At 67.2% G+C, this 8,815-nt stretch carries 7 protein-coding genes and 1 pseudogene; 3 read left to right on the top strand and 5 right to left on the bottom strand.

Annotated elements, in window-relative coordinates; genetic code table 11:
- Window positions 1–77: 77 nt before the first annotated feature.
- Both HOV91_RS37555 and HOV91_RS41175 read left to right on the top strand, forming a co-directional pair.
- Window positions 78–539, top strand: a complete 462-nt coding sequence (locus tag HOV91_RS37555; protein WP_043736127.1) for a hypothetical protein — start codon at window positions 78–80, stop codon at window positions 537–539.
- Window positions 490–801: a DUF4314 domain-containing protein gene (locus tag HOV91_RS41175; protein ID WP_082393305.1), complete on the top strand. Its 312-nt coding sequence runs from the start codon at window positions 490–492 to the stop codon at window positions 799–801. The genes HOV91_RS37555 and HOV91_RS41175 overlap by 50 nt, the downstream gene beginning before the upstream one ends.
- A gap of 201 nt (window positions 802–1,002) precedes the next feature.
- Here the strand turns inward: HOV91_RS41175 and HOV91_RS37545 are convergent, their stop codons facing one another.
- From HOV91_RS37545 to HOV91_RS37535, 3 genes are all read right to left on the bottom strand, one after another.
- Complete coding sequence (locus HOV91_RS37545) at window positions 1,003–1,956, bottom strand: hypothetical protein (RefSeq protein WP_138456831.1); 954 nt, start codon at window positions 1,954–1,956, stop codon at window positions 1,003–1,005.
- A gap of 309 nt (window positions 1,957–2,265) precedes the next feature.
- Window positions 2,266–3,717, bottom strand: coding sequence for a cutinase family protein (locus tag HOV91_RS37540; RefSeq protein WP_068049982.1), 1,452 nt, complete (start codon window positions 3,715–3,717; stop codon window positions 2,266–2,268).
- A gap of 427 nt (window positions 3,718–4,144) precedes the next feature.
- The gene (locus HOV91_RS37535; protein WP_051047221.1) at window positions 4,145–4,813 is read right to left on the bottom strand and encodes a hypothetical protein; all 669 of its coding nucleotides are present in this window, start codon (window positions 4,811–4,813) and stop codon (window positions 4,145–4,147) included.
- A gap of 546 nt (window positions 4,814–5,359) precedes the next feature.
- On the opposite strand from HOV91_RS37535, the gene HOV91_RS37530 reads away from it, so the two are divergent.
- Window positions 5,360–5,752, top strand: coding sequence for a hypothetical protein (locus HOV91_RS37530; protein ID WP_043736124.1), 393 nt, complete (start codon window positions 5,360–5,362; stop codon window positions 5,750–5,752).
- A gap of 505 nt (window positions 5,753–6,257) precedes the next feature.
- Here the strand turns inward: HOV91_RS37530 and HOV91_RS37525 are convergent.
- Both HOV91_RS37525 and HOV91_RS41170 read right to left on the bottom strand, forming a co-directional pair.
- Complete coding sequence (locus HOV91_RS37525) at window positions 6,258–7,271, bottom strand: C40 family peptidase (protein ID WP_051047220.1); 1,014 nt, start codon at window positions 7,269–7,271, stop codon at window positions 6,258–6,260.
- 403 nt (window positions 7,272–7,674) lie between these two features.
- Window positions 7,675–8,151, bottom strand: a pseudogene (locus HOV91_RS41170) (replication-relaxation family protein); the annotation flags it as partial.
- Window positions 8,152–8,815 lie beyond the last annotated feature (664 nt).

The following is an 8,815-nucleotide window of genomic DNA, read 5'->3' as shown; positions in this document are numbered from 1 at the left end:
ATCCCACTCCGGCGGCCCCGCCACCCACCGCGTCCAAATCACCTGCGGCCACCGAAAATGCCCCGAGGAGCCACGTCATGAACTGGAACGAATCTGCGACGAGCAGCGCATCGGCCACCGGTCCTGCCCCAAGCCACCAGCACACCGACGCATTACGCGCCCAGCTGGAAGCCGCGTACGACCTGCCCTTCGGGCGTGCACGGGAACAGCGCATCACCGACCTTGTCCTCGCGATCATCACCGCCGAGATCGGCCGTCGCAATCCCTCGATCAGCACCGTGCTGCTCGACTGGGCACCCTACGGCGGGCTCGGCGTCGCCGGATTCCGCGACCACGACGGCAACAACATTCGCGACCACGAACTCGACCTCGACATCAGTTTCTACGCCAGCGATATCCGCGCCGCCGACAGCAACAATGCACTGACCCAGCCACCACACGAGCAGGGGCTATTCCGTCTCGACCTGCACGACACCATTCCCGCCGCCGATGAACGAGAAGAAGGAAACAACCGCGATGATCACACCCCGCGTCGGTGACCGCGTTCGTATCACCGGGCTCATGCCCGACGATCCCGCGCCGCTGGAAATCGGAACAATCGGAACGGTGACACGGATCCCCAGTTCATGCCCCGGCCAGATCTTTGTCGACTGGGACAACGGGAGATCACTGATCCTGCTCGAATCCGACCCGTTCGAGATCCTTCCGACGCACTCGCCGCCACAACCTGGCGATCGAGGGGCCGCTTTACCCGGCCCGGCTGCCGCCGACACCAGGAGCAGCAGACGCGGGCCATATTGACCCGCGCGGAATGCAGCACCGCTGATGCCCTGGGGCCGCCATACCAGCGGCCCCAGGGCATCGTCAGCGCCCTGTTCAGCTGTCTGCGTTCGGGTGTCCCACCACGCGCCTGGCGACCGGCTGGCCCAAATCAACTGGGGCACCCACCCCGCCGCCGGGTATGACACCGGCGAACCTGTCATCGAAGGGCCCGACTGGCGATCACCAATAGTCCGCGCCACGTCGCCACGGCGGCACGGGTACCGTCCAGCTCCCGGACTTGTCCTTTTCCCTTTCTCGCCGGAGTTCGTCGCGCTCGCGGCGAACCTGTTCGGTGATGTCGTAGATCACATCGAGGTCCGCGGTCGTGCCGCCCATCACCTCGATACCGACCATGCCGTCTTCGACCTCGTAGTCGAAGTAGACGATCTCCTCGGCAGCGTGCCGGGGGCACCCGGGGACGGTGACGATAACCTCGTCATCGAAGATCCGGACGCGCACCCGGACCTCACCGCCACCACATGGTGAGTACCCCCAGCCCAGGCGACGGGAACGGTCCGAGCCGAGCAGGCACCCGCGATTGTGGACGGCTTCAGCCGTCATGGACAGCACGGCAGCCGAGTCCAGGGCGGAATCGAGCAGGTCGCTCAGCCGCTCCCCGGTGATTCGATCCAGCCCTCGCAGCTTGACATCCACTCCGTAGTAGGCGGCGGCAACGGTCCTCCACTCGACACAGCGGATCTCGGCGTCGGCACGCACGCGCTTCAGGTCGTCGAGTACCTGCGAGACCTTCGTGCGGAATTCCTCGTTCAACTCGCTTTGGCTCAGTGTGTCTCGCTGCCAGTAGGGCACGACCACGGTCGTCGGCGTCAACTTGGCGGACTGAAGTGCGTGGACCTTCGGCAACAGCACATCAGCTGCGGCGAGGACATCCTCGCAGGTGGGATCCGCCAGGCCGTCAGGCCCCAGCTGTTCGGCATCGGCACGGCGCCAATACTTCCCGGTCCCGTCGACGCTGATCTTCAACGGACGCAGCCGTGAGTTCCTCTCGGCCTGCTCGCGTGCCTGCGCGGCCTGCTTTTCGCCGCGTCGGAGAGCTTCGGCATATTGCACGCCGTCCTCGGCTGCGATCCTGCGAGCGCGACGGCGCCGCCGCGCACTGCTGTTCTTCGGCATGTTCTCGTCCATTCCCGGCAGAGGCGCCCACGCCACCCTGCCTGCAACGAACAAGCATGCGAACAGGGGAAGTGTGAACGCGGGCCCCGGGAAGGACCTTGGCCATCAACGTCACCGAACCGGCGTGGGCGAGGCAACTCAGGCGAGAACGAGGAGCGCGTGCGCGGCCTGTCACTCCGCAGGAGAGCTTATCCTCTCGCGTGCTCGTCGAGAACCAACTTCGCCGAGACCACCATCCACGAGCAGGGGCCCGGCGTCTGCCGGGCCCCAAGCTGGCCGCCCTGTGAGGGTCCGGCCGGATTCATAGGTTCACTTGCTGTTGTCGATGCTGCTGGCGAGCGAGTCGAGAACGTCCTGGACGCCGGGGCCGTAACCGGTTTGGTGTACTCCCGAGGTGTAGAACTCGGCCGCGTCGCTGCCTTGGCGGACAAGGTCGGCCATGTCGGACAGGGCAGCGCTGGTCGCGGGGTCGGTGCGGGCGGTGAGGTCGGCGACCAGACCGGTGAGCTGGCTGGCTCCGTCTCCGACGAGCGCCGAGGCCGCGGTGGCGGCGAGGTCGGCGGCTACCGGGACGAGTCCGGTCAGTTCGAGGCCGGCGCCGACGGGATCGCCGAGGGCGAGTTTGTCGACGGCGCGCCAGGCGACTTCTTGGGCGAGACCGATGTCGGTGGCGACGCGGCCGAGGTCGACTCGGCCGATGATGCCGACGACTTGGGCGGCTACGGCGGTCCAGCCGCTGGGGTCGGCGGCTGCGGCCATCGAGAGTGCACGTGCGACGAGGCGTAGGTCGACCTGGTCGGCGATGCGAACCAGCGGGCTGAACAGGTTGTTGAGTTCGCCGCTGATGCGGTGGGTGCCGCCGATGTCTCCGGCCAGCACGGTGGGCGGCAGGCGCAGCACGTTGTCGCCGATAGCGGGCAAGTTCGCGGCGAACTCGGCGAGACCGCCGAGCACGAGGATGACCTGCCGTGTCACCGAGGAGGGATCGAGCACACCGGTCGAAGACGAAGTGGTGGTGGTGTCGTCGAGGAGGGAGGAGTTGCCGGTGAACGCGCGGCCGACAGCGGCAAGTCCGGGCGATTCTTCCGGCGAGGTGGCGCAGTAGAGGTCGCCGGCGGCGCAGACGGTGCGTACTCGGTTGGCGAGGCTGCCGAAGTTGTCGCGGGGGCCGGCGATCCCTTGCCCGTCGACCGGTTGTCCGAGCTGCGGTGTGCTCGGGTCACGGTTCGGGTCGGACAACAAACCAACGGCGAGCACTCGCGAGGCCGGAATCGGATCTTGGCTGCGGCCGATGGTGGAGGTGACGTCGCCGACGACATCGGCACCCTGTGAGTACCCGGCCATGACGACCTGAGTGGTCGGACACAGCCCCGCCAGCAGCCCGGACAGAGCTTGTACTCCACCGGATTCCGACTGCTGGTACGGGGCGGGGGCAGCGGCATAGGCCAGGGACCGTACGTCGATGTCGTTGCCGTAGCGGGCGCGCAGCCCGTCACCGATCGGTGCCAGCATGCCCACCGATCGGGTGGGGTCAGCGCCCGGATTGGTTTCGCCGGTGCCGGGCACCAGGACCGCCGTCCATCGGGGGCATGCCGCGCTGCCAGGTTCTGCGGTGGCAACTCCGGTCGCGACGGTGGTGACGGCGGTGGCGCCGACAACCACCACAGCCGCAGCCGCTACCGCACGCGCGGCGAACCGAGGGGCTGTTGCACGGTTGCGGCGGGCGGGCGCACGCCACGGTGTGAGTCGGAGATTGAACATATGGGGCTCCCAGGGACGTCGTATTCGGTCGTGCGGGTGAGTTCTCTCGCCGCACTGGGAACTCCGGGATTTCAGGGGTCTTTTGGACACAACGGGTCAGCAAAGCCATCGAGAGGAACGGACGGGGCGAACGGAAGACGCCCTTCAGCGGGTCTGACGGTGGGTATGCGACTCAAAGGGGTGTTCGGATGCGTTGCCCGGCGAATCAGGATGGTCAGGGTCGGCGCGCAGAACCCACCGAATCTGCGCCAGGCGGTTGTCGTTCGCGCGCCACAGGAGACGGGGCGATGGGGATCGGGGACGCGCGTTCGCGACGGCTGGGCGGGCATCGACGGGCGTACGTCCTGGAAATGGCGAGAGCGGGAGTAGGGCGGTTGCCCTTTGACAGGGTGGCCGCTCTACTCCCGCCGGGTCCGGGTGGTTCGGTTCAGGACTGGGAGGACGGTGCGAGTGCGAACTTCTTGGGGCGCGTGGTGGTCATCTCCGCGACCCCGGAGTCGGTGAGCCGTACGAGGGCATTGTGGACTGCGCCCGAGGACCGACCACCGAGCGCCTTGCCGATCTGGTGCGGGGTGAACTCCTGGCCCGGGTGGTCACGCAGGTGATCCTCGACCAGCCCCCGCAGTGCACCGGGAGCGAGTTTGTCCGGATGCGGCGACCCTTCGCCGGTATGACCGGCTGGTCCCGCATCATCGGTGTCGGTGTCGGTGGCCGGTTCGTCCGAAGTTGTGGCGTTGTCAACGATTTCGTCGATGTTCGGCGGGGGCGGGGTGGAGTCATCGAGATGCGAGGCGTCGGTCTCCGGTGTGCGGGGCTGAGTTTCAGCATCGTCAGGGGCTTCGCCGTCGCCGGAGGTGTCGGTGTCGGGTTCGGTGGTGGGCGCGATGCTCCAGCGGGCGGCGGCGTGGGGGTTGGTCTCGTCGGTGTGGCGGGAGATGCTGCCGTCGGCGGCCCACATGTTGAGGAGCTTGCGGGTCTTCGACTGACTGATTCCTGCGGCGGTCGCCAGTTCGGCGGCGGGTTTGGGGTCAGCGCTGATGACCGCCCACAGGGCGTCTTCGACGGCGGTGCGGGCAGATTCTGTCGTGGTGGACATGACATTCTCCTGGGAAATGGTGGCTGGTGGTGTGTTTCGTCATGTCCCGGCCGGGACGGCACCCCGGGAATTCGGATTCGTGGGGCGCCGGTCTCCATGGACGCTCGATACGGGGTGAATTGTCAAGCGGAATCGGGAACGAAGCGGTCATATCGGCGGTATGTCACTGAAATGGCCGTGACTGTCTGCATGGGAATTGATTCCGTTTCGGTGTGGTCTTGACAAACCCGGGTCTATCGAGCGTCGATGGTCGTGGAAACCCGTGGTTCGGCAATCCTGCCGATGAATGGGTGACCACCCCGGCCGGGTCGCCAATCACGATTCCCTCGATCGAACTCCGGAGAAGCCGCATGCCCACTGACCACGACAATCGCGAAACCAGCTGAGTCGCAGCATCTTCTCAAGTCGGGCTCGGGAACGACCGTTCCTGGCGAAGCTGACTGGCCCCGGCGTGGGCAGCGCAGATCATGTGCGCGATGTCGGCGGAGGGGCCCTCGTGAAATCACTCGCTACGCACAACTTTTCGGAACAGTTTGGAGACTTCTCATGGATAACACCGTTCTCACTGCAAGATTGGACGAGTCCTACACCGTCATCGGCACCAGTGAATGCGTCCACCGCATCCGGGAAGTTACTTTCCAGGTGACTTGTGTGGATGATTGCATCCATAGCGAGGGCAGAATCTGCACCGAGTGTGCGCCGTCGTGGCAGCTGGATTATGAATTCGACGAGCCGTTCCCGTTCGAGCGTGTGGCCCGGGTGACCGTCCGCGATCTGCTCGACGCGGGACACGTGCGTGTCGGCGATCGATTGGCCAGTCCCGACAGCGAGGTCACGGCGGTGATCACGGGCTGCGGTGGCTTGATGCTGCCCGACGGCCGCATCTTCACCAATCCTTCCGCCGCTGCCAACGCCGTCGGTGGTAACCGAAACGAGTAGCCCGCAGACGTGACCCGCGCGGCTCGCTTCCCTCGCGTGGGCCGCGCGGGTCACGTGCGTCGCGGCATGCATATGCGCCCGGCGCGAGCGGTGGATATCGCCCCTTCTGTGCCGCGATGCTCGGTGCTCTGCATGGCGGTTGGGTGTGCCGGGCCTATATGCCGTTGCCGCAGCATCCAGTGGTTGGCCCTCGTCCGGATGAACGTCTTCGCGGGCACCGTTTTCAGGTTCTGGGATTGTCGGGATGTTCGTGATCCCAGGGAAGGGGTTCGGCGAACAGGTGCTGGGATTTCCACAGGGGGGGGCGCATTCGGCGCAGATGGTGTCTTGGTGCTGGCATCGGCGGGGGTCGGCGATGGGGATCTCGACTTCGTCGATGTGGTGCACGAGTTCGGTGCCGCCGGGCGGGATGTGGGCGAAGTCCGCCAGCGCGGTGACGGTGGCCGGTAGAGTCATGGGGAAGCCTCCTGTCGAGATGTGACGGCTCGCTCTCGGACCGATCGGTCTAGAGCTGCGGTGCCGGACCGGCAGCGGGCGGCGCGAGGTCGGCGGGGCGAGTGGCCTTGTAGTAGTCATCGCCGCGCCAGCGGTATTCCGAGATTTGAACAGGCTCGTTGAAGGTCGGCGCGTGCAGCATCTTCCCGGCGCCCAGGTAGATGCTGACGTGGTGCACGTCGGCGTCGGTGCCGTAGAAGAGGAGATCACCGGGCAGGAGTTGGTCCTCGGGGATAGAGGGCCCGGTGTGGACTTGGTCGTAGGTGGTGCGTGGGATGGCGATGCCGGCGCGGGCGTAGGCGGCTTGGGTGAGGCCGGAGCAATCCCAGCCGCCGGAGACCTCGGGGCCGTTGCCGCCCCAGACGTAGGGTTGCCCGAGTTGCTGGCAGGCGAACGAGATCGCTGTCGCGGCAGCGGGACTCGCGGCCCGTAGGTCGGCGCAGTCACCGCTGCCGGGCGGTGGTGCGGTGGCGTGCGTGGAGTAGCGGTCGGCCTGGGCGAGAACGTCGCGGACGTACCAGTCGGCGTGGTTATAGGCGAAGATCGCCGCGTAGAGATCGCCCGGCGCGCCGGAATCACACAGGTAATGGGCGGCTGCGTGGACGGCGTCGTGCGGGTTGTATCGCGACGGAGGTGTCGCCCCGCCAGCGGGCAGCGGATGCCGGGCGACGACGGAGTCGAAGGTGGGGGCCAGGAACTGCATCGGTCCACCGGCTCCGGCGAAGTTCTCCCCGGCGGCGACGCCGGGCAAAGTGGAGCGGCCGTGGTCGGTTTCGATCTTGCCGATCGCGGCGAGTACCGACCAATCCAAGCCCGGACACGAGCCGGCGCCTTGCTGATACAGCACCAGCATCTCCGGCGGGATATCGGTCAGGGCCTCGGTACTCGGCGCAGTGGCCGCGCCCGGTGCCGGAGCCGGGGTGGGAGCATGGTCGTAGACGGCGACGGTGGCGACGACCGCGGCGATCACGACCGTGCAGAACACGACCGCGGCCGAACCGACACCGAGTGCTTTGGCGAACATCACGAACCTCCGGTCTCGCAGGGCGGCATCGGTGACGGCGGGTCGAGGACCGCCGGCCCACTGGTCGTGGTCGGCGCGGAGTACTGCGGATGCTCGCCGGGGGCGGGGTGAGATGCGGCCACGAGGCGGGGAGCTGGTGCAGCGCCAGTCGTTCGCCGCCGTGACCATCGAGGGACAGCCAGACACGGTCGGCGGGGCTCGGATGTTCTGCGGTGGGATCGAGAAGATCGGCAGCGGCGGTTGCGACCGGCACCGCGCCGGGGTCGGGCAGCGTTTGCCACGTCTCGAGGAGGGCACGGCGGGCGGTGGTTTCGCGTCCGGTGGTCGGCACCCACAGCAGAACGGGAGTGACGATGCCCGTGGAGCGGGCGAGTTCGGCGTAGCCGGCGAGCTTGCCGGCCACCGAGGAGAGGGTGATGGTGCCGAGGTCGAATTCGAGGAAGAAGTCCAGGGTCGCCCCGGTGTGGGTGTAGCGGCCGTAGGCGTCGGGGCGGACGAGATCACCCCAGAGCCCTCGGCTGCGGCCTTCCGACCACCACGCCAGCACCCGCCCGTGGCCGGGAGTTGTGACGAGGGCGGTGAACCATTGGTTGACGCCGACGGTGTGTGCGAGGTGCAGGCTGTGGGCGATAGCGAGGGCGCGCTCGTGGCGGTAACGCAGCTCACGGACCTCGATACCGGCTTCGGCGGCGACCACCGCGGCGCCGGCGGGAGCCAGGACCCAGTGCCCCGGGGCGGTGCCTCGCGCACGGAGGGGCCGGAACCGGTCGACGACCCGATACCTGTGCAACAGGGTGAGGCGGCGACGGGCTTTGATGATGGTGGGGAAGGCCAACTCGGCGAGCTGGGTGGTAGTCAGGACGCGATGCTCGAGCAGCATCCGCAGAATCCACCGATCCCTGCCGGTGAGCCGCACAGCCAGACCGGCGTGGCCGATCGCCGACGGTGCCCGGGTTGGTCGGGGTGCTCGCAGATCCCTCTGCCTATCCGGGTGATTGATCATCGCAGCAACCTCCGAGAGTTGAATTACCTTGCTAGACAGGTGAATCCGTGTGGACTCACTGGGTCAGGACAGGCGGGGATCGCCGCCACCGACCGGTGGAGCAGCAGATTTTGTGAGATCCGGCCCCGGTTCGTCGGTGTCGGGTTCTGCCGGCTCCGTGGTTGGAAGCGGTGCGGCGAGGCGAGCACGGGCAGCGGCGCGTATCTCGCGGGCGCGCCCCGGCACGGCTGGTGGCAGGGGTTGGGTGGTGAGGGTGAACGGTGGCGCCTGCTGGCCGCGGACCAAGACCCGGGCGGCGGCGTGGAAGGCGTCGAGGTGGGTCAGGTCGTGCTCGGACAACCAGGGAGTCGTGTGGCGAGCCAGGTCTCGGGCATCTTCGGGGGACGCGGTGAAGATGACCTTGTTGCGTGCATTGGCCGACACCGCCGCCCGCATGTCTGTCGGCAGCTGTCCGAGGTTTTGGTGCGCGATGACCAGAGACAGGCGCAGGCCGCGGGCCTCGGCGAGCATGTCCTCGAGTGGGGTGGCGAGGTTGAGGAAG

Source organism: Nocardia barduliensis (assembly GCF_013315795.1).
GTDB lineage: Bacteria > Actinomycetota > Actinomycetes > Mycobacteriales > Mycobacteriaceae > Nocardia > Nocardia barduliensis.
The sequence above is the reverse complement of the archived record's forward strand: the minus strand, read 5'-3'. Positions and strand labels throughout refer to the sequence as shown.